The 23459-nt window shown below is 70.7% G+C and carries 24 protein-coding genes and 1 pseudogene; 14 read left to right on the plus strand and 11 right to left on the minus strand.

Going from position 1 to position 23459, the window contains the following annotated elements:
* Positions 1-84: 84 nt before the first annotated feature.
* The 3 genes from ACIA73_RS02285 to ACIA73_RS02295 are packed head-to-tail and all read left to right on the plus strand — an operon-like array spanning position 85 to position 1964.
* Positions 85-873 (plus strand): DeoR/GlpR family DNA-binding transcription regulator, encoded by a 789-nt coding sequence (locus tag ACIA73_RS02285; protein ID WP_399436336.1) that lies wholly within the window; start codon positions 85-87, stop codon positions 871-873.
* A gap of 54 nt (positions 874-927) precedes the next feature.
* Positions 928-1293, plus strand: a complete 366-nt coding sequence (locus ACIA73_RS02290) for a DUF4406 domain-containing protein (RefSeq protein ID WP_399436337.1) — start codon at positions 928-930, stop codon at positions 1291-1293.
* Positions 1290-1964, plus strand: coding sequence for an NUDIX domain-containing protein (locus ACIA73_RS02295; RefSeq protein WP_399436338.1), 675 nt, complete (start codon positions 1290-1292; stop codon positions 1962-1964). Before ACIA73_RS02290 ends, ACIA73_RS02295 begins: the two co-directional genes overlap by 4 nt.
* 62 nt (positions 1965-2026) lie before the next feature.
* Here the strand turns inward: ACIA73_RS02295 and ACIA73_RS02300 are convergent, their stop codons facing one another.
* Complete coding sequence (locus ACIA73_RS02300; RefSeq protein ID WP_399436339.1) at positions 2027-2374, minus strand: YciI family protein; 348 nt, start codon at positions 2372-2374, stop codon at positions 2027-2029.
* A 53-nt stretch (positions 2375-2427) separates the two neighbouring features.
* Complete coding sequence (locus tag ACIA73_RS02305; RefSeq protein WP_399436340.1) at positions 2428-3018, minus strand: CatB-related O-acetyltransferase; 591 nt, start codon at positions 3016-3018, stop codon at positions 2428-2430.
* Positions 3019-3201: 183 nt separating this feature from the next.
* Here ACIA73_RS02305 and ACIA73_RS02310 point away from each other — a divergent pair, with 183 nt between their 5' ends.
* Positions 3202-3930, plus strand: a complete 729-nt coding sequence (locus ACIA73_RS02310; RefSeq protein ID WP_399436341.1) for an alpha/beta fold hydrolase — start codon at positions 3202-3204, stop codon at positions 3928-3930.
* Positions 3931-4097: 167 nt separating this feature from the next.
* Complete coding sequence (locus tag ACIA73_RS02315; RefSeq protein ID WP_399436342.1) at positions 4098-5630, plus strand: aldehyde dehydrogenase (NADP(+)); 1533 nt, start codon at positions 4098-4100, stop codon at positions 5628-5630.
* 102 nt (positions 5631-5732) lie between these two features.
* On the opposite strand, the pseudogene ACIA73_RS02320 reads toward ACIA73_RS02315, so the two are convergent.
* From ACIA73_RS02320 to ACIA73_RS02340, 5 genes and pseudogenes are all read right to left on the minus strand, one after another.
* Positions 5733-6649: pseudogene (locus ACIA73_RS02320) on the minus strand (pectate lyase).
* A gap of 152 nt (positions 6650-6801) precedes the next feature.
* A complete protein-coding gene (locus ACIA73_RS02325; protein WP_399436343.1) occupies positions 6802-7644 on the minus strand; it encodes a hypothetical protein in 843 nt (280 codons plus the stop codon).
* A gap of 5 nt (positions 7645-7649) precedes the next feature.
* Entirely contained in the window at positions 7650-8195 is a 546-nt protein-coding gene (locus tag ACIA73_RS02330; RefSeq protein WP_399436344.1) for a SigE family RNA polymerase sigma factor, read from the minus strand.
* Entirely contained in the window at positions 8192-9058 is an 867-nt protein-coding gene (locus ACIA73_RS02335; RefSeq protein WP_399436345.1) for an SMP-30/gluconolactonase/LRE family protein, read from the minus strand. Before ACIA73_RS02335 ends, ACIA73_RS02330 begins: the two co-directional genes overlap by 4 nt.
* A 32-nt stretch (positions 9059-9090) precedes the next feature.
* Positions 9091-9864: an IclR family transcriptional regulator gene (locus ACIA73_RS02340; protein ID WP_399436346.1), complete on the minus strand. Its 774-nt coding sequence runs from the start codon at positions 9862-9864 to the stop codon at positions 9091-9093.
* Between the two features lie 236 nt (positions 9865-10100).
* On the opposite strand from ACIA73_RS02340, the gene ACIA73_RS02345 reads away from it, so the two are divergent.
* The 6 genes from ACIA73_RS02345 (at position 10101) to mmsB (ending at position 17498) form a co-directional block, all read left to right on the plus strand.
* The gene (locus tag ACIA73_RS02345; RefSeq protein WP_399436347.1) at positions 10101-11255 is read left to right on the plus strand and encodes a mandelate racemase/muconate lactonizing enzyme family protein; all 1155 of its coding nucleotides are present in this window, start codon (positions 10101-10103) and stop codon (positions 11253-11255) included.
* Entirely contained in the window at positions 11252-12262 is a 1011-nt protein-coding gene (locus ACIA73_RS02350) for a zinc-binding dehydrogenase (protein WP_399436348.1), read from the plus strand. Before ACIA73_RS02345 ends, ACIA73_RS02350 begins: the two co-directional genes overlap by 4 nt.
* A gap of 102 nt (positions 12263-12364) precedes the next feature.
* On the plus strand, positions 12365-13426 hold the full coding sequence (locus ACIA73_RS02355; protein WP_399436349.1) for a hypothetical protein: 1062 nt from the start codon (positions 12365-12367) through the stop codon (positions 13424-13426).
* A 105-nt stretch (positions 13427-13531) separates the two neighbouring features.
* Positions 13532-14608 carry a multiple monosaccharide ABC transporter substrate-binding protein gene (chvE, locus tag ACIA73_RS02360; RefSeq protein ID WP_399436746.1) on the plus strand — a complete coding sequence of 359 codons (1077 nt, stop codon included), beginning with the start codon at positions 13532-13534 and terminating at the stop codon, positions 14606-14608.
* Between the two features lie 35 nt (positions 14609-14643).
* Positions 14644-16179 carry a multiple monosaccharide ABC transporter ATP-binding protein gene (gene mmsA, locus ACIA73_RS02365; RefSeq protein ID WP_399436747.1) on the plus strand — a complete coding sequence of 512 codons (1536 nt, stop codon included), beginning with the start codon at positions 14644-14646 and terminating at the stop codon, positions 16177-16179.
* 83 nt (positions 16180-16262) lie between these two features.
* The gene (gene mmsB / locus ACIA73_RS02370) at positions 16263-17498 is read left to right on the plus strand and encodes a multiple monosaccharide ABC transporter permease (RefSeq protein ID WP_399436350.1); all 1236 of its coding nucleotides are present in this window, start codon (positions 16263-16265) and stop codon (positions 17496-17498) included.
* 154 nt (positions 17499-17652) lie between these two features.
* On the opposite strand, the gene ACIA73_RS02375 is transcribed toward mmsB, so the two are convergent.
* Positions 17653-17883, minus strand: coding sequence for a DUF4287 domain-containing protein (locus ACIA73_RS02375; RefSeq protein ID WP_399436351.1), 231 nt, complete (start codon positions 17881-17883; stop codon positions 17653-17655).
* 254 nt (positions 17884-18137) lie between these two features.
* On the opposite strand from ACIA73_RS02375, the gene ACIA73_RS02380 reads away from it, so the two are divergent.
* From ACIA73_RS02380 to ACIA73_RS02390, 3 genes are all read left to right on the plus strand, one after another.
* A complete protein-coding gene (locus ACIA73_RS02380; RefSeq protein WP_399436352.1) occupies positions 18138-19181 on the plus strand; it encodes a serine/threonine-protein kinase in 1044 nt (347 codons plus the stop codon).
* Between the two features lie 230 nt (positions 19182-19411).
* On the plus strand, positions 19412-19891 hold the full coding sequence (locus ACIA73_RS02385; protein ID WP_399436354.1) for a lamin tail domain-containing protein: 480 nt from the start codon (positions 19412-19414) through the stop codon (positions 19889-19891).
* A gap of 283 nt (positions 19892-20174) precedes the next feature.
* The gene (locus tag ACIA73_RS02390; protein ID WP_399436355.1) at positions 20175-20783 is read left to right on the plus strand and encodes a hypothetical protein; all 609 of its coding nucleotides are present in this window, start codon (positions 20175-20177) and stop codon (positions 20781-20783) included.
* Positions 20784-20855: 72 nt separating this feature from the next.
* Here the strand turns inward: ACIA73_RS02390 and ACIA73_RS02395 are convergent, their stop codons facing one another.
* The 3 genes from ACIA73_RS02395 to ACIA73_RS02405 all read right to left on the minus strand — a co-directional run bounded on the left by ACIA73_RS02395 (position 20856) and on the right by ACIA73_RS02405 (position 23450).
* The gene (locus tag ACIA73_RS02395) at positions 20856-21248 is read right to left on the minus strand and encodes a DoxX family protein (RefSeq protein ID WP_399436356.1); all 393 of its coding nucleotides are present in this window, start codon (positions 21246-21248) and stop codon (positions 20856-20858) included.
* A 186-nt stretch (positions 21249-21434) separates the two neighbouring features.
* Positions 21435-21758, minus strand: a complete 324-nt coding sequence (locus tag ACIA73_RS02400) for an L-rhamnose mutarotase (RefSeq protein ID WP_399436357.1) — start codon at positions 21756-21758, stop codon at positions 21435-21437.
* 123 nt (positions 21759-21881) lie between these two features.
* A complete protein-coding gene (locus ACIA73_RS02405; protein WP_399436358.1) occupies positions 21882-23450 on the minus strand; it encodes an MFS transporter in 1569 nt (522 codons plus the stop codon).
* Between the last annotated feature and the right edge of the window lie 9 nt (positions 23451-23459).

The following is a 23459-nucleotide window of genomic DNA, read 5'->3' on the forward strand; positions in this document are numbered from 1 at the left end:
ACAGTCTAAATAGACTAATAAGCCGGTCGGCGAGGATCGCACACTCAGATGTTCACTCGAACAGAGATATGTTAGAAATGGGGCATGGGAGTAGCCAATCGTCTCGACCTGACCCTGCGCCTGGTGCAGAGCAGCCCCGACCGGGTTTCCGTGTCCGAGCTCGCGCACCGGCTGGGGGTCTCCGACATGACCGTCCGCCGCGACCTGGCGGAACTGGAGCGCCAGGGCCTGGTGAAGAGGGTGCACGGTGGCGCGGTCGCCGCCCGGGCGCGCGAGGACGGCGCCGGGTTCGCCGCCCGGGAGCCGTGGCAGTCCGCCACCAAGGACCGCCTCGGCGAGGCGGTCGCCGAGCTGATCGAACCGGGGTCGCGGGTGCTGCTGGACGCGGGCACCACGACCGTGCACGTCGCCGGGCACCTGGCGGCGCGGGCCCCGCTGACCGTGGCGGTGCTCAGCGTTCAGGCGGCGGTACGGCTCGCCGACCGGCCCGGCATCGAGTTGCTGGTGGTGGGCGGGCGGTCCCGTCCCGGTGAGCGTTCGCTGGTGGGGCCGCTGGCGCTCCGTACCCTCGAAGCCCTCGCGTTCGACTGCTTCGTCATGTCGATCGGCGGGGTGCACGGGGAGCACGGCTGGTCGGAGTTCTCACTGGACGACGCGGCGGTCAAACAGGCAGGCCTGGCGCAGTCGGCGCGCACGGTGGCGGTCGCGGACGCGACCAAGCTCGGGGTGCGCTCCTTCAGCCGGGTCGCGGCACCGGGCGCGGTGGACACCTTCGTCACCGACACCGCCGCCGAGGACGCGGGCACCCACCCGCACGGGCCCGAGACGCTCGCGGCGCTGCGGGACGCGGGAGTGCGCACGCTCCTCGTATAGGCCTCCCCCTGGGTCTCCCCGTCAACTCCCCCCTCGTACAAAGGAACTGAGCACATGCCAAGCCTGATGATCCTCGTCGCCGGACCCTACAGATCCGGTACCGGCGACGACCCGGCAAAGCTCCACGCCAACGTCACCGCCATGAACGAGACCGCGCTCACCCTCTACCGGGCCGGTCATCTTCCGGTCACCGGCGAGGCGTTGGCGCTGCCCCTGCTGGAAACGGCGGGCAGCGCCGGTCCCGGCGACGACCTCTACGACGAGATCTTCCACCCGGTCGCCCAGCGGCTCCTGGCCCGCTGCGACGCCGTACTGCGGATCGGCGGCCCCTCCGAGGGCGCGGACCTCATGGTCGCGCAGGCCCGCTCCCGGGGCGCGGCGGTCTTCACCGGCCTCGACGAGATCCCGGCCGCCTCATGAACGCCGTCGGCACTCCCGGACTGGACCTCCCCGACCGGCGTGGACGCACCGGCCTGGACAGCCACGGCCGCGACCTGACCGGCAACCCCGACGTCCGCGTCCGCGACGTGGAGGTGCTGTCCTGCGACTGGTACGTACTGCGCAGGACCACCTTCGACTTCCGCCACAGTGACGGGAGTTGGAGCCGCGAGCAGCGCGAGACGTACGACCGGGGCGACGGCGCGACCATCCTGCTGTACAACCCCGAGCGCGCGACCGTGCTGCTCACCCGGCAGTTCCGGCTGCCCGCGTACGTCAACGGCCACCCGGACGGCATGCTCGTCGAAACCGCCGCCGGCCTGCTCGACGGCCACAGCCCCGAAGAGGCGATCCGCCGCGAGGCCGCCGAGGAGACCGGCCACACGGTCGGCACCCCGCAGCGTGTCTTCGAGGTCTATATGAGCCCCGGCTCGGTCACCGAGCGCCTGCACTTCTTCGCCGCCCCGTACGGCGGCCACCCCGCCACCTCGGAGGGTGGCGGGGTGGCCGCCGAGGGCGAGGACATCACTGTTCTGGAACTCCCCTTCACCGAGGCCCTGCACCGCATCAGGACGGGCGAGATCGCGGATGCGAAGACCATCATGCTGCTCCAATGGGCAGCGCTGGACGGCCCGTTCGCGCCTCTGCCCTGAGGACCTGAGGAACCTGAGGACCTGAGGAAGCGGGCGGACCCTCCCGCCCCAGGCCCCAGGCCTCAGGCGGATTCGAGGACCGGGCGGATCTCGATCGCCTCCGGGGTCGGGAAGCCACGGGCCAGCTCGACGGCTTCGGCCCGGTCCGCCACCTCCAGCAGGAACCAGCCACCGAGGGTCTCGGCACCGGCGTGCACCGGTCCTTCGGTGACCGCCGGCGCACCGTCGGCCGTCTTGCGCACGGTGACCGGCGGCTGCCCCGCGGTGTCCAGCGCGTCGCCGCCCACCAGCTTGCCGGCGGCGGCCACCTCGCCTATCCAGGTCTCGTACGTCTTGCGGTAGGCCTCCCGGTCGGCCTGGATGAGGGCGCGCGAGGCGTCGGTCTCGAAGATCACGAGTGCGAATTTCATGGTCGTCCCTTTCGGTGGAGACGTCGGGGTGGTGAACTCAGCCTTGCGCGGGCTCAGTTCGGGTTCCGTGCGGCGGCGATGCGCGCGACGTCCCGCGGGGAGCCGCCCATGATGGTGTGGGCGTGCTCGGTGACCAGCTCGGCGGGCCAGTGCCACCAGGCGGCCTCCAGGAGCAGCTCGACGCCGGTGTCCGTGAAGCGCCGGCGGATCGGCTTCGCCGGGTTGCCGCCGACGATGGTGTAGGGCGGTACGTCGGCGGTGACCATGGCCCCGGCCGCGACGATGGCGCCGTCACCGATCCGGACCCCGGGCATGACGGTTGCCCCGATTCCGAACCACACGTCGTTGCCGATCACCGTGTCGCCGCGGCTCGGCATGCCGGTGACCAGGGCGAGGGTCCGCTCGGCCCACTCGCCGCCGAACATGGTGAAGGGGTAGGTGGACACCCCCATCGTCGGGTGGTCGGCGCCCGCCATCAGGAACCGGGTGCCGGCGGCGATCGCGCAGTACCTGCCGATGATCAGCCGCTCGGTGCCGTAGGCGTACAGCACATTGCGCTCGGCGAAGGAGGTCGCGCCGTCGGGGTCGTCGTAGTAGGTGAAACGGAAGCCGTCCTGGCCCGGGTGCCGTCGAGGCCCGCGCACTTGGTGGCGAGGGTGAGCCGGTGGAAGTCCGACCAGCCACCCTGACGTGGGGCGTTCGGCGTCGCGCGCGCGTGGGACCGGGCTCCCTCCGGGTGTGATCCTCATGGCGAACACCCTTGCACGATCCTCCGGTTGCCCGCTTGCGCGGCGGCATTGTCAGACCTCTCCGCTACCGTCTCCCCCATGACCCAATTCGTACTGGTGGCAGGCGCGTGGCTCGGTTCCTGGGTGTGGGACGAGGTGGTGACCGGGCTGCGGTCCGCCGGGCACGGGGCGCATGCGGTGACGTTGTCCGGCCTCGCGGACAGGCGCGACGCGCAAGGGGGCGCGTCGATCGGGCAGCAGCAGCATGTGCGGGACATCGTCGGGGAGATCGAGCGGCTCGATCTGCGGGACGTGGTACTGGTCGGGCACAGTTACTCGGGGATTCCGGTGGGGCAGGCGGCCGAGCGGATCGGGGAGCGGCTGGCCCGGTTGGTGTTCGTGGATTCCAATGTGCCGACGGACGGGCAGGCGTTCGTCCGGGCGGCACCGGACCCGCGCCGGGAGCCGATGGTGAAGGCACTCGCGGAGAACGCGGGATTCTGGCCGCCGCCGCCCGCGTCCGACATCGCGGACCAGGATCTGAGCGAGGAGCAGCTCGCGCGCTTCCTGGCCGGCGCGACTCCGCACCCGGGGGCCTCGTTGACCGAACCGGCGGTGCTTGAACGCCCCTTGGGTGAGCTTCCGGCGACGTACCTCAAGTGCCTGATGGACTGGCCCGAGCCGAGCGAGGACGTGGTGGAGCTGCTGACGAGCGAGCGCTGGGAGCTGGTGGAGATGAACACCGGGCACTGGCCGATGCTCTCCCGCCCGCAGGAGCTGGTGGAGGTGCTGCTGGCCGCGGCGGAGAAGTCGGAGCGCGCGGGGTAGGGCGGCGGGACAGGGCGGCGCGCGGGACTGGGCGGAGGCGGCACCACCGGCGACCCTTGACCGGCCTTCCGGCGCGTGCCTAATCTGCCGTGAACATCCGACATAGTGAACGCAGTTCGACATTTCGAACACCCTCCTTCGAGCGCACAACCAGGACAGGAGCCCCGGTGTCAGCAATACCCGTGTGGAGCGTCGACCCCCGTACCGGCGAGCAGCGCGAGCAGGCCGCGGTGGAGGCCACCGACGCGTCCGTCGACGCGGCGGTCCGCGCCGCCCACGCCGCACGCGGTGCGCTCACCGACCGAGCCGTCCGGTCCGCCTTCCTGCGTACCGCCGCAGACCTCCTCGATGCGGCACGCGACGAACTCGTCCCCCTCGCGGACGCCGAGACGGCCCTCGGCGCGGCCCGCCTGAACGGTGAACTCACGCGCACCTGCTACCAGTTGCGGTGCTTCGCCGACTCCGTCGACGAGGGCGCCTTCCTCGACATCATCATCAGCCACCCCGACGCCACGGCCACTCCCCCGGTCCCCGACCTGCGCCGCCTCAAGGTCCCGCTGGGTGTCGTCGCCGTCTACTCGGCCTCCAACTTCCCCTTCGCCTTCTCCGTCGCGGGCGGCGACACCGCGAGCGCACTGGCCGCGGGCTGCCCGGTGGTGGTCAAGGCCCACCCGGACCACCCGGCCACCTCCGAGGCCACCGTCGCCGTACTGCACCGGGCCGCCGCCCAGCACGGCCTCCCCGAGGGCGTCGCCGCCCTGGTCCACGGCTTCGACGCGGGCCTCGCGCTGGTCCGCCACCCGCTGGTCGCCGCCGCCGGTTTCACCGGTTCGGTACGCGGCGGACGCGCCCTCTTCGACGCGGCGGCGGCCCGCCCCACCCCGATCCCCTTCCACGGCGAACTGGGCTCGCTCAACCCGGTCCTGGTGACCGGCGCCGCGGCCACCGAGCGTGCCGAGGAGATCGGCGCCGGGCTCGCGGGCTCGATGACGATGGGCGTCGGCCAGTTCTGTGTGAAGCCGGGGCTGGTCCTGGTCCCCGCGGGCGCATCCGGCGACGGGCTCCTGAAGTCCCTCACCCAGTCCCTCGCGGACGTCGCGCCCGGCGTCCTGCTGGACCACCGGATGCGCGACAACTTCATCGCCGGAGTCGCCGAACGCGCCGAACTCCCCGACGTGGAAACCCCGGTGACCCCGGGCCCGGGTGACGCCCACTCCGTCGCCACCGGTGTCCTCACCCTCCCCGCGAGCAGGCTCACCGACCCGGACGGCACCGCCCACGACCTCCTCCTGGAGGAGTGCTTCGGCCCGGTCACCGTCGTCGTACGGTACGAGGACGTGACGGAGGCGGAAGCGGTCCTGGACCGCCTGCCCGGCAACCTCACCGCCACCCTGCACATCTCCTCCGAGGAGGCCGAGTCCGGCAGCGCGGCAGGCCTCCTCGCCCGTCTCACCCCCCTGGCCGGTCGCGTCCTGGTCAACGCCTGGCCCACCGGCGTCGCCGTCGCCCCCGCCCAGCACCACGGCGGCCCCTACCCGGCCACCACCTCCACGTCCACCTCGGTGGGCCTGACCGCTGCCGAGCGCTGGCTGCGCCCGGTCGCGTACCAGAACACCCCCGAGGCCCTGCTGCCGCCCGAGCTGCGCGAGGACAACCCGCTGGGGCTGCCGAGGGTGGTGGACGGCCGCAGGGAGGGCTGACCCCGCCCGGGCACACACCCGGACGCGCACGCGCAAAGGGCCCCCGCCGGCGAGGAAGTCACCGGCGGGGGCCCTTTCATGGTGCGGCGGTCACCCGCGGCTCTACTGGTAGCTCACGTCCGAGGGCTGGTAGCGGCAGTGGGTGCCGTCCGGGCCGCTGCCCGTCTGGACGGGCTCCTTGCCGGTGTTGTTGCCGGTGAAGCGGACGCACGGCTTGACCTTCTGCTTGCCGTCGCCGTGGATGCGGACGTTGCGCAGCGAGGCGGTGTCGCCGTAGTTGGTGTTGATGCCGATCAGCGAGTTGGCGGGGACCGTCGCGTCGATGTCGTTGACCAGGATGGTGCGCCGGTACTGGGTCTTGCAGTTGCCGCAGGAGCGGACCAGCTTGCCGAAGTCGGCCACCTGGAACTTGGAGACGGCCAGTTTGCCCGCACCGTTGAACTGGAAGACCTTGTCGGACGCCTTGCGGGCGCCGCCGCCGTACACCTTGTAGACGGCGTCCGCGACTTGCCCTTGAAGCTGGCGGCGTCCTCGCCGACGTCCTCCCACCAGACGTTCTGCAGGGTGCAGCTGCCGAGGCAGTGCACGCCGTCGGCGGCCGGGGAACCGAGGACGACGTTCTTGAGGACCGCGCCGTCCGCGAGCTCGAAGAGCGGGGCCTGGCCCTCGTCCTGGCCTCCGTCACCGAGGTCTCCGCTGCCGAAGTGCCGCTTCAGGCCGCCGTCGTACGTGCCGGAGACCTTGACCGTGGCGGCGACGGGCTTGCTGCCTGTCGGGGTCGGCCAGGCGGCCGGGGCCTTGGCCGCCGCCGGGACGGCCTTCGCCGGGACGGCGGACGGGGCGGGGGCCTTCGCCGCGTCGGCGGAGGGAAGCAGGCCGGTGGTGACGAGGGTGCCCGCGGCCAGTGCGGCGACGCCGGTGAGGGCGATGAGGGAACGCCGGCGGGCGGTGCGCCGGCGGTGCGAACGCGGCTGCTCGTGCGTGGGGGCGTGCGGGGTCGTACGGTCTCGTGGAGTCATCCGGGGGGTCCGTTCGTCGACGGTGGGGGGACGGGCCCGGCTTCTGCCGGTCGTCGCTCTCTGGTTGCCGCCGCCGGGAAAAGGGTTGCCGCCGGACCGGAACTATTTTCCGGGCCTCGAAAGGGCCTGCCGCGGAGTGCTCAGGGGGCGCTTCAGCGGGCCGGGTAGAAATCCCCCCGTACCTCGGCCTCCTGACCGCCCACGGCCGTCGTGGTCACCGAGTAGCGGTCGCCGCCCGCGTCCCGGCCGCCCTTCGCGTGGACGTACTGCCCGGCGGTCCGGTGCTCACCCACGGGCACGGTACGGCCGGGCCTGAGCGTCCACCGGTAGACGAACTCACCCCGTTCCTCCCGCACCGAGAAGGTGACGTCCTCCTTGGGCAGGGTCGTCCAGCCCGCCGGTTCCGCCAGGCCCGGGGTGCGGGCGATCCGGAGTTCGACGGTGAGCGCGGTGAGGGGGGTGCCGGTCTTGAAGGTGACGTTGCTCTGCGCCCAGACGTCGTTGCTGTGCGGATCGACCGAGCCGTCGCTCCAGAGCCGGCCGTCGCGGGTACGGGTGCCGCCGGGCGGCGGGACGGAGGGCGGCGAGGCGGTCGGCGGCGGGGCGGCGGGCAGCGGGGCGGTGGGCGATGCGGCGTCCGTGGTGGAGGTGGCCGGCGGCGGTGTGGTGGCGGTATGTACCCGGGAGTCGTCGTGCAGCAGACCGGACACGCCGTACCCGCCCGCGACCAGGACGCCCGTCACGGCGGCCGTGACCACGGCGATACGGGGCCAGGAGGCGCGCCGCCCCCGAGAGCCCCCTACGGCAGACGCACCCGCACCGCCCGGCACGGATCCCCGCACCCCGGTGTCCGGACCTGTCCCCTGCGCCATACCGCGCTCGACGCGCCCGAGGATGCGGGCACGGTCGGGCCGGTGGGACGCGGCGGCCCCTCGCAGCTCGGCCCGCAGGCGCCCCTCGCCTCCGCCGCCGCACTCGCCCTCGGTCTTGCCCATGGCGGCTACTTCTCCCCTCCGGCGAGCTCCGCCACGGCCCGGTCGCCGAGCAGTCGCTCCAGCTGTGCCATTCCCTTGGAGGTCTGACTCTTCACGGTACCCACGGAGATCCCGAGGGCGCGGGCGGTGTCCTGTTCGGACAGGTCGAAGGCGTGCCGCAGGACCACACAGGTGCGTTTGCGGAACGGCAGCCGGCGCAGCGCCTCCCGGACGTCGACCACGACGGTGATGTCGGGGGCCTCCACGCGTTCGGTGTGCCGTGCCCCGAAGAGGGCCATCCTGCGGCGTTCGCGGACGGCGCTGCGGATGCGGCCGCGCACCAGGTTGGCGAGGATGCCGCGCGCGTACGCGGCCGGGTGGTCGGCGCCGCGGACCCGGTCCCAGCGGTGCCATACGGCCAGCAGCGCATCGGCGGCCAGGTCGTCGGCGGCGTCCGGCTCACCGCTCAACAGGTGTGCCAGTCGGGCGAGTTCGTCGTAGTGGCGCTCGAAGAACTCGTGGAACTCCGAGGCGGCGGCCTCGTCCCCCGCCCCGCGAGCCCGGTCCTTCACCCCGCGAACGGTGGGACGGGCAGCCCCTGTCCGGCGTCCGCCAGTACCAGCAGTGAGCCCGCGAACGGGTGCGGCCGGTCGAGTCCGGTGCGGGCGGTGGTGACGTACAGGTCGCGCAGTCCCGGGCCGCCGAAGGCGCACGCGGTGGGGCGGGTCACGGGCAGCGTGATCGTGCGGTCGAGGGCTCCGGCGGGGGTGTAGCGGCGGATCTGGCCGCCGTCCCAGAGGGCGACCCAGACACAGCCCTCGGCGTCGACGGTGAGTCCGTCGGGGAACCCCGCTCCGGCTTCGACCTCGACGAACGTACGCCGATCGCCGGGCAGTTGGCCGTCCGTCGCGCATACGTCGATACGTCGGGTGGGGCTGTCCACGTAGTAGACCAGCGAGCCGTCGGGGCTCCAGCCGGTGCCGTTGCTGACCGCGACGGACGGGAAGAGGGGCACGGCCCGGCCGTCGGCGGATATCCGGGTCAGGTTGCCGCCGCCCGGCGCTTCGTCGTAGCGCATCGTGCCCGCCCAGAGCGAGCCGTCGGGGGCGACGGCGGCGTCGTTGCCGCGTCGGCCGGGCGTCGGGTCGTGGTGCAGCCAGCGGAAGTTCGAACCGTCGGCGTCGTAAGTGGCCACACCGTCGCGGAGGTTGACCACCATCCCGCCGCCCGCGCGTGGTTTCGCCGCGCCGATGTGCTGTTCGGTGGCCATGACGGTGCGGCGGCCGGATTCCGGGGCGTAGGTGTGGATGCGGGAGGCCAGGATGTCCACCCAGATCAGGCGTCGCCCGGCCGCGTCCCAGGTGGGGCCTTCGCCGAGCGCGGCCCGCTCCCGTACGGCGATCTCGACCGCCGGGCCCTTTGCCCGCGTCTTCACCGGCGGTCGCACCTTCGCCTCCGCCGCCACCTTCACCGTGCGCCTCCCCGGTACCCCAGGCGCAGCGACAGGTCCGCCGCTCCCTTGGCCGCCAGCTCCCCCAGTTGCTCCTCCCGTTCGTCGCTCCACCGGCTCATCGGCACGGACACCGACAGTGCGGCGACGACCCGGCCAGAGCTGTCGCGCACCGGAGCGGCGACACAGCTGACGTCCGGGTTGGACTCCCGGTGCTCGACGGCGATGCCGCGCGCCCGGATGGTGCCGAGGACGACGCGCAGGGCCTCCGGGTCGGTGATGCTGTGAGGGGTCATCGCGGTGAGTTCGAGGCCGGCGATACGGGCGTTGAGCTCACCCTCCGGGAGGGAGGCCAGCAGCATCTTGCCGACGGAGGTGCAGTGCGCGGGGAGTCTGCGGCCTGCGGCGGAGACCATCCGGACGGCGTGCGTGGAGTCGACCTTGGCGATGTAGATGACGTCGGCGCCCTCCAGGACGGCGACGTGGACGGTCTCGTCGCAGGTCTGCGCGACCTCGACGGCGACCCGCCGCCCCTCGGCGGCGAGGTCCAGCTCCTCGGCGTAGCGGCTTCCCAACTGGTAGTTGCGCAGACCCAGTTGGTAGCGTCCGGGCTGCTCGGGGACGGCCGACAGGTAGTTGCGGGCGGCGAGTGTGGTGACGAGTTCGTGCACGGTGGTGCGGGGAAGCCCGAGCTTGCGGGTGATGTCCGGCGCGGAGAGCGTGCCGTCGCCCTCCAGGAACAGTTCGAGTATGTCCAGTGCCCTGGTCACTGCGGGAACCTGACGTCCCATGCCGACCACCCACCCCTCTGCGCGCCTGCTGTTCGAAATTCCGGTCACCGATCGGTATGACGAACACAGATTAGCCTCGGCCCGCCCACGTGAGCAACGCCTTCCGTGATGATCAGCCGCCGAACTCCGATGCGCGCCAGACCCATTGACACCCTCCGGACCTGCTGACTACCGTCACGCCCACATTTCGAACACGTGACGAAATATCGAACGAGCTCGATCGAGGAGCAACTGCCGTGCGCATCACGGGAATCACCACCCATATCGTCGGAACGCCCTGGCGGAATCTCACCTATGTCCTGGTCCACACCGATGAGGGCCTCACCGGTGTCGGCGAAACACGCATGCTCGGGCACACCGACGCACTCACGGGATACCTCGCCGAGGCCGCGGCCAACCACATCGTCGGCTCCGACCCCTTCAACACCGAGGACCTCGTCCGCCGCATGAAGTACGGCGACTACGGGCGGGCCGGCGAGATCGTCATGTCCGGCATCGCGGTCGTCGAGATGGCCTGCTGGGACATCAAGGGCAAGGCGCTGGGCGTGCCGGTCTGGCAACTGCTCGGCGGGAAGGTGACCGACCGCGTCAAGGCGTACGCGAACGGCTGGTACACCACCGAGCGCACCCCGGAGGCATACCACAAGGCCGCGGCGGCGGTCATGGAGCGCGGCTACCGGGCCCTGAAGATCGACCCGTTCGGGACCGGGCACTTCGAGCTCGACGCCGAGCAGAGCCGTTACGCGGTCTCGCTGATCGAGGCGGTGCGCGACGCGATCGGCCCGGACACCGAGCTGATGCTGGAGATGCACGGCCGGTTCAGCCCCTCGACGGCGGTACGGCTGGCCAGGGAACTGGCCCCCTTCAAGCCCGCCTGGCTGGAGGAGCCGGTTCCGCCGGAGAACCTGAAGGCCCTGGAGAAGGTGGCCGGCAAGGTCGACATCCCGATCGCGACCGGCGAGCGGATCCACGACCGGATCGAGTTCCGCGAACTCTTCGAGTCGCAGGCCGCCGACATCATCCAGCCCGACCTCGGCCACATCGGCGGCATCCTGGAGACCCGGAAGCTGGCCGCCACCGCCGAGACGCACTACACGCTGGTCGCCCCGCACAACGTGGGCGGCTCCGTGCTGACCGCCGCCTCCCTCCAACTCGCCGCCTGCACACCGAACTTCAAGATCCTGGAGCACTTCAACGACTTCGCCGACGCGGAGATCAAGAAGGTGGTCAAGGGCGCCCCGCAGGTCGACCCGGAGACCGGCTGCTTCGAGATCTCGCACGCGCCGGGCCTGGGCGTGGAGCTGGATGTGGACGCGGCGGCCGAATTCCCGCAGCAGCAGGCGCGGTTCGACCTGTGGGCCGAGGGCTGGGAGAAGAGGGCACCGAAGTGAGCCGCTCCCTCGTCATCGACGCCCCCGGCCGGCACCGGCTGATCGAGCGGGAACCGGCCGGCCCCGGCCCCGGCGAGGTGCTCGTCCGGGTGGCCGCCGCCGGGATCTGCATGAGCGACCGCGAGGTGTACGACGGCCGTCGCGACGCGGGCTTCGTCCGCTACCCCGTCGTGCCGGGCCACGAGTGGTCCGGCACGGTCGAGGCGGTCGGCGCGGGTGTGGACCCGGGGCTGGTCGGGCGGCGTACGGTCGCCGAGGGCTTCCGGGCGTGCGGGACGTGCGCGCGCTGCCGGTGCGGCGAGACCAGCCTGTGCGAGGGCGGATACGCGGAGACCGGCTTCACCGAGCCGGGCGCCTTCGCCGACCATCTCACCGTCCCGGCCCGTCTGCTGCACCTCCTTGACAACGATGCCAACCTTGCCGCTGCTGCCCTCCTGGAGCCCGCAGCCGTGATCGCGGCCGCCGTGCGGACCGGGCGTCCGCGCCCCGGTGAGCGGGTGGCGGTGGTCGGGGCGGGGACGCTCGGGCTGCTCGCCGTACAGCTGCTCGCCGCCTCCTCGCCCGCCGGGCTGACGGTGATCGATCCGCGTGCGGCGCGCGGTGCGCAGGCGAAGCTCTTCGGCGCGGTGGACGCGCTCACGCCGGAGGCGGCCAAGGACGCGTACGGCAGCTTCGACCTGGTGCTGGAGACGGCCGGGGCGCCGAGCACGGCCGCCTCCTCGTGCCTGCTGGCGCGGCGGGGCGGGCGGGTGGTGCTGACCGGGATGTTCACGCCGGGTGCGGTGGGCATCGATCCGGTGCATCTGTCGCTGAGCCAGCTGGAGATCAGGAGCGTCTTCGGGGCGCCGTCCTCGGCCTGGTCGGACGCGGTGCGGGCCTTCGGGCTCGGGCTGCTGGACCCGGCGCCGCTGATCACCCACGAGTTGCCGCTGGAGCGGTTCGCGGAGGCGATCGCGCTGGTGGGCGGGGGCGATCCGGGGGTGGGGAAGGTGCTGCTGCGTCCGTAGCCCGGGGTCCTGCGGTGTGCCCCTTGCGACACCCGTACCCGGTCGCTGACACCCATCCTCCCGACCATCATCCGAAATCTCGAACATCGAAAGCAGGGCACCATGCCCCAGCAGAGCAGTACGCCTCAGCAGAGCAGTACGCCCCGGCAGAGCACCACACCCCGGCAGAAACCTGTCCCCCGCCGCCCCGGCGCAGACGCCCTCGCCCGTATCGGCCACGACTTCCCCGCCACCGACCTCGCGGACACCTCCGCGCACTCCTTCCCCGACGGCGGCACCTGGCGCACCGAAATCCCTTCCGTGGAGGGTCCGGAGGCGCTGGCCGTCGTACTGAAGGAGAGCGCGCAGCTGGACGTGCCCGTCCACCGGATCAGCCAGGGCAGCGGCATCTGGATGCTCCGGGACGACGAGATCACCGAGATGGTGGAGGCCTGCGCTGCCCGCGAGATCGAGCTGTGCCTGTTCACCGGGCCGCGCGGCACCTGGGACATCGGCGGCTCCACCCGCAGCGACTCCGGCGGCGCCGGGCTGCGCGCCCGTGGCCACGACGCACTCGCCGGGTGCGTCGAAGACGCCCTGCGCGCAACGGGGTTGGGGGTGCGCTGCCTGCTCGTCGCCGACGAGGGCGTGCTGTGGACGCTGCACCGGATGCGGGTGGCCGGGCTGCTGCCCGCCGACACCACGCTCAAGCTCTCCGCGCTCACCGGGCCGGTGAACCCCGCCTCGTACGAGGTCTACGAACGCCTCGGCGCGGACTCCCTCAACGTCCCCTCCGACCTGACCCTCGACCACCTCACCGAGATCCGCCGGGTCAGCCGGGCGCCCATGGACATGTACGTCGAGGCGCCGGACGACCTCGGCGGCTACATCCGGATGTACGAGGCGGCCGAGCTGATCCGGCGCGGCGCCCCGCTGTATCTGAAGTTCGGGCTGAGCCGCTCGCCGGGGATCTACCCGTACGGCGCCCAGCTGCGCGAGACCGCCCTGGCCACTGCCCGCGAGCGGGTCCGCCGCGGCCGTCTCGTACTGGATCTGCTGGCCCGGCACGGCGCGGACGGCGGAATGTCGCCGCTGGGCGCCAGGCACCCGGGGGAACTCCGCCGCTTCCCCACCACCTCCGCGGCCACCCCCGCCGCGGACACATCCGCACCGGAAGGACTCTGACCCGTGCGAAAGCGCACCCCCGGCACACCCGGCACCCCCCTCGCACCCCCCACTCCCCCCACCCTCCGCAGCCGCCCCACACGCCTCGCCACCGCAGCCGTCACCCTGCTGCTCCTGACCTCCCTCGCCGCCTGCGGCCAGGAGGCCAGGGGTGGCAGCCGCTACAAGGCGGACACCGGCAAGGGCGGCACCATCGGTCTTGCGATGCCCACCAAGTCGTCCGAGCGCTGGATAGCCGACGGCCAGAACATGGCCAAGCAGTTCCAGAAGGCCGGCTACCAGACCGACCTCCAGTACGGCGACGACAAGGTCGAGAACCAGATCGCGCAGATCGAGAACATGATCACCAAGGGGCGCAAGCTGCTGGTGGTCGCCGCGATCGACGGCTCCGCGCTCACCGAGGTCCTCAAGCGCGCGCACGACGCGGGCATCCCGGTGATCAGCTACGACCGGCTGATCCTGGGCACGGCGAACGTCGACTACTACGCCTCGTTCGACAACGAGCGCGTCGGCGAGCTGGAGGGCCAGTACATCGTCGACAAGCTGAAGCTGGGCGAGCCGTCCGAGGACTCCGGCGAGAAGCACTCCATCGAGCTCTTCGCGGGATCTCCCGACGACAACAACACCAAGTACTTCTGGAACGGCGCCATGAAGGTGCTGGGGCCCTATCTGGCGACCGGGCAGCTCAACGTCCGCAGCAAGCAGACCCAGCTCAACCAGGCCACCACCCTGCGCTGGGACGGCGGCACCGCGCAGAAGCGGATGGACGACCTGATCAGCAAGAACTACGGCGACCAGCGAGTGGACGCGGTGCTCTCGCCGTACGACGGCATCTCCATCGGCATCATCTCCGCCCTCAAGAGCGCCGGTTACGGCACCAAGGGCGGCCAGCCGCTGCCCGTGGTGACCGGGCAGGACGCGGAGCTGGCGTCGGTGAAGTCCATCATCGGCGGCGAGCAGACCATGACCGTCTTCAAGGACACCCGCAAGCTGGCCGCGCAGGCGGTGGCGATGGGAGACGCCGTACTCAACGGCAAGAAGCCGCAGGTCAACAACACCACCGACTACAACAACGGCAAGAAGACCGTCCCCTCCTTCCTGCTCAAGCCGGTGAGCGTCGACAAGTCCAACACCCAGCTCCTCATCGACGAGGGGTACTTCACGGCGGGGCAGCTCAAGTGAGCGCCGCACCCGCCGCGTCGGACGCGGTTCTGGAAATGCACGGCATCACCAAGACCTTCCCGGGCGTCACCGCCCTCTGTGAGGTCAACCTCACCGTCCGCCCCGGCGAGATCCACGCCATCTGCGGCGAGAACGGCGCGGGCAAGTCCACCCTGATGAAGGTCCTCAGCGGGGTCCATCCGCACGGCTCCTACGACGGCGAGATCCGCTTCGAGGGCCAACCCGTCGCCTTCAAGGACATCCGCGCCAGCGAGCGCCACGGCATCGTCATCATCCATCAGGAACTGGCGCTGGTCCCCTACCTCTCCCTCGCCGAGAACATCTTCCTCGGCAACGAACAGACCGGCTCCAAGCGGGGGTTCATCGACTGGAACGAGACCCTGCGCAGGGCGGGCACCCTGCTCAAGCGGGTCGGGCTGCGCGAGAAGCCGCAGACCCCGGTCTCCGACATCGGCGTCGGCAAGCAGCAGCTCGTGGAGATCGCCAAGGCCCTCGCCAAGGAGGTCAAGCTCCTCATCCTCGACGAGCCGACCGCCGCCCTCAACGACGAGGACAGCGCCAAGCTCCTCGACCTGATCATCGAACTCCGCGACCAGAACATCGCCTGCATCATCATCTCGCACAAGCTCAACGAGATCCGACAGATCGCCGACACGGTGACCGTGCTGCGCGACGGCCGCACCATCGACACCCTGACGGTCCGTCACACACCGTCGTCCGAACCCGAGTTGTCCGAGGACAGCATCATCCGCTCGATGGTCGGCCGCGACCTCGACCACCGCTTCCCCGACCGCACCCCCTACGAGGGCGACGACGCGGGCCGCACCGCCCTGAGCGTCAAGAACTGGACCGTCCGCCACCCCGTCGACCACCAGCGCAAGGTCGTCGACGACGTCTCGCTCACCGTCCGCCGCGGCGAGATCGTCGGCATCGCCGGCCTGATGGGCGCCGGCCGCACCGAGCTGGCGATGTCCGTCTTCGGTCGGAGTTACGGGAGTTACGTCTCCGGAAGCGTCGAACTGGACGGCGCCCCGGCGAACACCGGCACCGTACCGGCGGCGATCGCGGCCGGACTGGCGTACGTCACCGAGGACCGCAAGCAGTACGGCCTCAACCTCATCGACAACATCAACCGCAACATCTCCCTCGCCTCCCTCCCCGGGATGCGCCGCAACGGCGTCGTCGACGAGCACCACGAGCGCAAGGTCGCCGAGCGCTACCGCGACACCATGAACATCAAGGCCCCCACCGTCTACGAGCAGGTCGGCCGCCTCTCCGGCGGCAACCAGCAGAAGGTCGTCCTCAGCCGCTGGATCCACGCCGACCCGCAGGTCCTCGTCCTCGACGAGCCGACGCGCGGGATCGACGTCGGCGCCAAGTTCGAGATCTACACGGTCATCGACCAACTGGCCGCCCAGGGCAAGGCAGTTGTCTTCATCTCCTCCGAGCTGCCCGAACTCCTCGGCATGTGCGACCGCATCTACACCATGGCCGAGGGCCGGCTGACCGGCGAGGTCGCCCGCGCGGACGCGACCCAGGAATCCCTGATGCGCCTCATGACGAGGCTCTGAACCCGGCAGCTCGTCCACGGCCCCCGACGCACTCGCCACCCCTGCCTGCCCCTGACCCTGACCAGAAGCCGAGGCCCCACCCCATGACCACTTCCACCACAGCGCCCCCGCCGCAGTCCGCCGAGGAACCCCCCTCCGCGCCGCGCTCGGCAGCCGCCGTACTCCTCGACAGCGTGCGCTCCCACACCCGCCAGTACGGCATGCTCGTCGCCCTGCTCTTCATCGTCGTCCTCTTCCAGATCTGGACCGACGGCACGCTGCTCCTGCCCAACAACGTCTCCAACCTGATCCAGCAGAACGGCTACATCCTCATCCTGGCCATCGGCATGATGATCGTGATCATCGCCGGGCACATCGACCTCTCCGTCGGCTCACTGGTCGCCTTCGTCGGCGCGATGTCCGCCGTGATGATGGTCAAACACGACATGCCCTGGGTCCTGGCCCTCGTCCTCTCCCTCCTCATCGGCGCGGTCGCCGGCGCCTGGCAGGGCTTCTTCATCGCCTATGTCGGCATCCCCTCGTTCATCGTCACCCTCGCCGGAATGCTCGCCTTCCGAGGCCTGACCCAGATCGTTCTGGAGGGCCAGTCCCTCGCCCCCTTCCCCGAGGGCTTCCAGAACATCGCCAAGGGCTTCATCCCGGAGATGGGCCCGTACACCCAGTACCACAACCCCACCCTCTTCCTCGGTCTGGTCGCCCTCACCTTCCTGCTCCTCCGCGAATTCCGGGACCGCAAGCGGCAGTTGGCCTACGAGCTGGACGTCCCGCCGCGGGGCCTGTGGATCACCAAGTGCGTGGCGATCTCGGCTGCCGTCATCGCCTTCACCCTCACCCTGGCCAGCTTCCACGGCGTCCCCGTCGTGATGCTGATCATGTGCGCGCTGCTGCTCGCCCTCGGCTACGTGATGCGCCACGCCGTCATCGGCCGGCACGTCTACGCCCTCGGCGGCAACAAGGCGGCCGCCAAGCTCTCCGGCGTCAAGGACAAGCGCGTCACCTTCCTGGTCTTCGTCAACATGGGCGTCCTGGCCGCGCTGGCAGGCTGCATCTACGCGGCCCGGCTCAACGCGGGCACCCCCCAGGCCGGTCTCAACTTCGAGCTCGAAGCCATCGCCGCGGCCTTCATCGGCGGCGCCTCCATGAGCGGCGGCGTCGGCACCGTCATGGGCGCCGTCATCGGCGGCCTGGTCCTCGGCGTCCTCAACAACGGCATGTCCCTGGTCGGCATCGGCACCGACTATCAGCAGGTCATCAAGGGCCTGGTCCTGCTCGCCGCCGTCGGCTTCGACGTATGGAACAAGCGCAAGGCGGGCCGCTGAGAGGCAGCGCCTCGCCCTGCACCACCTTCGCCCTGCACCGCCTTCGGGCCCTGCACCGCCTTCGCGCTGCACCGCAAGGCCTGGTCCCTTGACCTCACGGCCTTGATCCCACCGAGGGGGCCGCACCACGACGTGGTGCGGCACCCTCGGCCGTCTACTTCCCGGCGTCCTCGGCCAGGGTGTGGGCCACCAGGGCATTGGCGTGGCCGTGGCCCAGGCCGTGCTCGGTCTTGAGCCAGGTGACGAGTTCCGAGTGCCTGGTGAGGAGGGAGCTGCGGATGAGGTCCTTCCATTCCGCGATGGGGCGGCCGTACTTCTTCTCGATGGAGGGGAAGTAGCTGGCGGGGCCCTTGACGGGCTCGGGTGCGGGCGTGGATGCGGTCATGTGCGCGGTCTCCTGTGGGTTGTTGGGCAGGGAACGGGCAGGGAAGTGATCATTACTGCCGGATAGTAGAGGCAAAGGGGGCGGCTCGCGCCCCGAATCCTGTGTGGGCCGCCCACCCCGCGCTTCACCCTTCGCCCCGTCGTCCCCGGTGTGCGGTGCGCTCCCAACTACCCCTATTGCACGGTAGTTCTGGGAGAATCCGAGATGGATGCACCAGGCAGCAGTGCCAGGGTGCCCGGCGGTGGGAGGCTCACGTGAGTATCACCACTTCAGCGTTCTTCCTGATGTTGCTCGTGGGGCTGGTCGCGCTCGTGATCCTCACCATTCGCCGGTCCCGGACGCCCCGGCCGAACCCGCGCATGAACTACGCACCACCGGCGCACGTCCCACCCGTACCTCCGGCCACGCACCCCACCGCGCATCTCACCCTGCCCACCGCGCGCCCCACCCACCAGCCACTACGGGCGGACGACCCCCGGCGCATCGGTCGCTATCCGCTGCTGGCCAGGTTGGGCGAAGGGGGGATGGGGACGGTCTTTCTCGGCCGGTCGCCCGGGGAGCGGCCGGTCGCCATCAAGGTCATTCACCCGGAGTTCGCCGCCGACCCGGCATTCCGGCTGCGGTTCGCCCGGGAGATCGAGGCGGTGCGCCGGGTGGGCGGGTTCCATACGGCGGCGGTGGTCGACGCGGATGCGGAGGCGGCGCATCCGTGGCTGGTCACCGAGTACATACCCGGCCCGTCGCTCAATGACGTACTGCGTCTGCACGGCCCGATGCCCCCGCGCACCCTGTTCACCCTGGCACGGGGTGTGGCCGAGGCCCTCGCCGGAATCCACTCCTGCGGCATCATCCACCGCGACCTCAAACCCAGCAACATCATCGTCTCCGCCGCAGGCCCGCGCGTGATCGACTTCGGCATCGCGCGCGCGATGGACAGCCCCGCCCTCACCCGCACCAGTACCGTGCTCGGCACCCTGGGGTTCCTCGCCCCGGAACAGCTCACCGGCGCACCCGTCACCACCGCCACCGACCTCTACGCGTACGGCATGGTCCTCTGCCACGCCGCCGGGGCCGCCCCCTTCCCCGACAACACCACCCTGGCATCGGCCCTCTCCCCGCTCCCACCGGCCCTCGCCGACGTCATCACCGACTGCCTCCACCACGCCCCCACCCGCCGCCCGACCTGCGCAGCCGTACTGGCAAGGCTCGCCCAGCCCCACTTCCGCACCGAACACTGGCTGCCCCCCGCGATCCGCACCCTGGTCGACCTGCACAACGCCCCGACGGACCCCGCCTGACGTGCCGCGCCGGTCACCCTCGCCCGCACTCTCCCCCTTACGGTCCTACCGTCCTGCGGTCTACGCGAAGAAACTGGACGGGACCCCTCCGAACGGCCCCCTCGAAATCCACCACCCCACCTGAACCAACCGCCCTCCAGGGGGAGTTGACGGTGCCATATGCTTCGGCGATCCACATGGTGTGGTGACCAGGTCTGGGGGGTTTTATGTTCGGTGGGAACGGCAGACGGATGGCCGTACCGGTGGCCGTCGGAGTGGTGGGTCTGCTGGCGTGCACGGTGGTTCCGGCCGAGGCGGCGCCCCGGCATCAAGGGGGCGTCCACCTGGGGTGGATCCAGTACAACGGGGCCGGCTCGGACAACGGTTCCAACGGCAGCCGCAACGCCGAGTGGGTGCAGATCCACAACGCGAACCGTTACGCGGTGCAGCTCAAGAACTTCAAGCTGCGGGACAAGTACGGCTGGACGTACACCTTCCGTTCGCTCTCGCTCGGGGCGGGCAGGACGGTGACCGTACGTACCGGCAGCGGACGCGACACCGCCGCGAATGTGTACTGGAACCACAGGTACAAGGGCAGGGCCGCGTACGTGTGGAACAACAGCGGGAAGGAGACCGCCACCCTGTTCAACGCCAAGGGTGCGCGCATCGACTCCTGCGCATGGAAGGGCAAGGGGGAGCGGTCCCGCGCGGAGAGCGTCAACTGCCACTGAGGTCAACTGCCACTGAGCGAGCCGCCGGTTGAGATCCAGGGTGGTTCCGTGCGACTGGGGCCTCGTGTGCCCCGCACCGATGCACGTCGGTGCGGGGCTCTCGTGCGTCAACTCCCCCTCCAATCAACCTGGTTGCGCTTCACGGACTTCGCCGGAGCGGACGCCGCCCCACCGGATGACAGCCCGCGCCCGCGGTGAGACGTTGCGCTCCCGGGGCGCAGCGGCCCGGGTCGGCAACGCGCCGTGCGTCGGCGGCATTCGGTACGTCCGGAAGGGGACTGCCATGACCAAGGAGTACAAGGGCGTCATCTACGCGGAGAGCGAGAAGGAGGCCGAGGTTCTGCTCCTCGACTTCTGTGACCGCATCGAATTCGACCGGGTCTGGATTCCCGACACCACCTGGCAGAGCACGCTGGAGATCGCCTGCAAGAAGGAGTACGGCATCGACTCGGCCGAGAAGGCCATCGTCGCCGACATGCACGCCCGCAGGAGCGAAGAGGCCAGGAAGCTCCGCAAGGACAAGATCGCCGCGGACAAGGAAGAAGTCCTCGGGCAGATCGACGGCGGCGGCGACTACGACGAGCACGCCGTGAGCATCTTCAAGCAGGTGTGCGCGCAGTACGTCGGCGGCGGCCAGCTCAACATGACGTTCGGCACCAAGCTCAGCCAGACGCGCTACGACGACTTGTGCAGCCACTGGCGCAAGGTGGGCGCGGTCGCCGCCGCCACCGACGACCGGCTGTTCCGGTCGTTCGACCACCGACCGGTGGAGAACAAGGAGGAGAAGGGCAAGGGCACCACCGGGGACACCCTGGAGCGACGCACCAAACAGGGCAACTTCTTCGTGACGGTGGTGAATGTGCGCTTCAACGTGCACATCAACATCAGTTAGGCCCGGTCGTACGGGGGGTGGGGCGGCGTCGGCACTCGGGGAGGGGTGGCCTGCGCCGCCTCGCCCGGCCGGTCAGCCGGTGAAGGGCTCGGGGCCGAAGCGTCCCCACACCACGAAGGCGGCCAGGGCGGCATAGGCCAGGTCCACCGCCATCAGCTTGGTCTCGTGGCGCCGGACACGGGTGGCCGCCGCACCCAGCATCAGCACGACCAGGCCGACGGCCGCCCACAGCACCAGTACCGGCGCGATGTCGAGCACGGCGGGCAGGATCAGCCCCAGCGCGGCCAGGATCTCGACGGCCCCGATGGCCTTCACGCCGCCGTCGCTGAAGTCGTCGACCCAGCCCGCGCTCCCGTGGGGGCCGGCGGCGGCGATCTTCTGCTTGGGCGTGATCACCTTGTAGCCGCCGCTGAGCAGGTAGACGGCTGCGAGCAGTCCGGTCACGATCCAGAGGGCGAGGTTCACGGGAATTCTCCTTGCGGGGCGTGCGGGGGGGCGGTTGAGGCGCCAGGCCCTGGGGGGCGGGTTTGTCTGTCGCCCCCTAGGACGAGACAGCCCGCCCGCCTGTGACAGACGCGCATGCGGCATGCGCGTCCCCGTCACCCGCCCTGCTTCCCCGTCTCACCCGCCCCTCTTCCCCGCCACCCCGCCTCACTCCATCAGAAAGACCTGCTCCGCCCTCGCCCACCACTGCCCCGGTGCCGCCTCCGGCACGCTCTCCTGGCAGGGGTCGGTGAGCTTCCACCACTCCTGGGTCGCCTCGTCCTCGGCTATCGCGGCGAGGTCTGCGGCGAGGTCGTCCCCGCCGTACTCGTAATAGCTGAAGAGCCGGTCACCCAGCAGATGGATCGAGTAATTGGCGATATTGCTCGCCCGCAGCCTGGCAAGCACCGGCTCGGGTACGGCCTCGTGCAACTTCCGGTATTCCGCGACCTTTTCGGGCCGGACCCGGATGACCTGTGCGATCCGCTCCATGCAAGATCACCTCCTGGTGCGGAAGTTATAGGAAAAGCACGAGGTGCGGAAGGTGCGGCTGTGCCTCCCAGGGAGGGGAGGGCGGCGCCGCTCGTACGAAGCTCGGTGCTTCTCGTACGGAGCTCAGTGCTTCTCGTACGGAGCTGCCGTGCGGCGGTCGCGCAGCAGGGTGAGCGCGATGGTCGCACTGATCGCGGTGATGACGACACAGGCGACCGCGACCGTGTTGAGCCCGCTGGTGTAAGCCTCCTTCGCCGCAGCCAGCAGGCTCTCGGCGGCCCGGGCCGGCAGCTCCAGGGCTGCGTTGACGGCGCCCTCCATGCCGGCTCCGGCGGCATCGGCGGCGTCGGCCGGGGTGTCGGCGGGCGGCTCGACCGAGCCGCGGTAGACGGCGGTGCCGAGGCTGCCGAGCGTGGCGACACCGAGCGCGGTGCCCAGGTCACCGCTGATGGAGGAGAGTGCCGCGGCGGACCCGCCCCGCTCGGGCGGGACGGAGCCGACGACCAGATGGGTGCCGAGCGACCCGAAGGTGCCGACCCCGACGAAGACGAGCATGAACCCGGCCATCAGCAGGGGCATCCCGCCGACCGGGTCGACGAGAACGAGCATCGCGTAACCGGCCGCGCCGACCAGCAGGGCCACCCCGATCACGGTGCTGAGCTGAAACCTCTTGGCGAAGAAGGGCGCCACCTGCGCGGCGAGGACCGAGGCGACGGCCGCCGGCACCATCAGCAGACCCGCCTCCATCGGCGAGTACCCCTCCACCATCTGAAGGAACCCGGTGATGAAGAGATAGCCACCGCCGGTCCCGAGCATCGACACCGTAAGGATCAGCAGCGCGGCGGTGAACGAACGGACCCTGAAGAGCTTCAGGTCCAGCAGCGGGTGGGCCAGCCGCCCCTGCCGCCGCACGAACACCGCGCCGACGGCCAGACCGAGAAGGACCGCGGCGATCGGCAACGGCGCGAAGCCGTAGCGGGCGAGCTCCTTCAGCCCGTAGATGACCGAGAGGAGCGACACCAGCGACAGCAGCACGCTGGGCAGGTCGATGCGGCCCGCGTGCGGGTCCTTGTACTCCGGCAGCACGAGCGGCGCGACGATCATGAGCACCGCCATGACGGGCACGCCGAGCAGGAACACCGAACCCCACCAGAAGTATTCGAGCAGCGTGCCCCCGACAACCGGTCCCAGTGCGGTGCCGCCCATGAAACAACTGGCCCACACCGCGATGGCGCGACCGCGCTGGTGCGGGTCGTGGAACATGTTGCCGATCAGGGCGAGGGTGGACGGCATCAAGGTCGCGGCGGCGATGCCCAGCAGCGCGCGGGTGGCGATAAGGCCCTCCGCGCTGGTGGAGCAGGCGGCCGCCACCGAGGTGAGGCCGACGGCCGCGGCACCGATCATCAGCAGCTTGCGGCGGCCGATCCGGTCGCCGAGGGTTCCCATGGTGATGAGGAATCCGGCAATCAGGAACCCGTAGATGTCCATGATCCACAACGTCTGGGTGCCTGTGGGCCGCAGACCTTCGGCGAGGTGGGGCAGGGCCAGGTACAGCACACTCTGGTCGAGCGAGATCAGCAGGGTGGGCAGGGCCAGCACGGCGAGGCCCAGCCATTCCCGCTTCCCTGCCTTGGGTGCGGGGGCCTCGGGGGCCTCGGGGGCGTCAGGGGCCTCGGGGGCGTTCGTGGACATGGGTTTCCT

This window comes from Streptomyces sp. NPDC051561, assembly GCF_044454195.1.
Classification (GTDB): Bacteria; Actinomycetota; Actinomycetes; order Streptomycetales; family Streptomycetaceae; genus Streptomyces.